Origin of the sequence: Mycetohabitans sp. B2, assembly GCF_021733735.1 — a bacterium.
GTDB classification, from domain to species: domain Bacteria; phylum Pseudomonadota; class Gammaproteobacteria; order Burkholderiales; family Burkholderiaceae; genus Mycetohabitans; species Mycetohabitans rhizoxinica.
Genome location: NZ_JAHKSP010000175.1, coordinates 1 through 1,013 on the forward strand (window position 1 = coordinate 1; position 1,013 = coordinate 1,013).

The window sequence follows — 1,013 nt, forward strand, 5'->3', positions numbered from 1 at the left end:
GGCCGAAGCGGACGAGCCACTGGCGAGCACGCTGCGCGCGCATGTTTCGGCCCGCCTGCCCGAGTATATGGTGCCCAGTGCGTTTGTGCGGCTGGACGCGTGGCCGCTAACGCCCAACGGCAAGCTCGATCGGCGTGCACTGCCCGCACCGGATGACGAGGCGCGGGCACATCAAGCGTATGAAGCGCCGCAAGGCGAGCTGGAGACGACGCTCGCGGCAATCTGGGCCGAGCTCTTGGGTGTGAAGCGTGTGGGTCGGCACGACAGCTTCTTTGCGCTCGGGGGCCACTCGCTGCTGGCGGTGCGGTTGATGAACCGGATCAGCGGGCTGGGTGCTGACGTGCCGCTGGCCGCCTTGTTCGCCACGCCCACATTGGCCGCGTTTGCCGCGGCGCTCGAAGCCCATCTGCAACAAGGCACCGATACGCTCCCCGAGATCACGCCGGTGTCACGCGAAGGCCATTTGCCGCTGTCGTTCGCGCAGCAGCGACTGTGGTTCCTCACGCAGCTCGATGGGGTCAGTGAGACGTATCATATGCCGCTGGCGCTGCATGTGCGCGGGCCACTGGATCGAGCGGCCTGGCAACAGGCGCTCGATGTGCTGTGGGCGCGTCACGAAGCGCTGCGCTCGACGTTTGTAAGCGTCGAGGGGCAGCCGCAGGTGCGGCTGCTGCCGGCGGACAGGGGCGTGCCGCTGCGCTGGCATGATCTGCGTGGGGCGCCGGATGCGCAGGCACAACTGGCACGCTTGCGTCACGAAGCCGCGCACGCGCCATTCGATCTGGCGTGCGGGCCGCTGATGCGCGCATGCGTCGTTCAGCTCGCCGATGACAACTATCAGTGCGTGCTCACACAGCACCATATTGTGTCGGACGGCTGGTCGCTTGGGGTACTCACGCGCGAGTTAAGTGCACTGTACGCGGCGAGCATGGGGGTGCAAGCCGATGCGCTACCGCCGCTGTCGGTTCAGTATCCGGACTATGCGGCGTGGCAACGACAGTGGCTCACGGGTG

Annotated in this window: 1 protein-coding gene; it reads left to right on the plus strand. The window is 66.8% G+C overall.

The window, feature by feature from the left end; all coding sequences use genetic code 11:
- On the plus strand, window positions 1-1,013 hold a 1,013-nt coding region (locus KPG66_RS17285; RefSeq protein ID WP_237071668.1), incomplete at both ends, for a condensation domain-containing protein.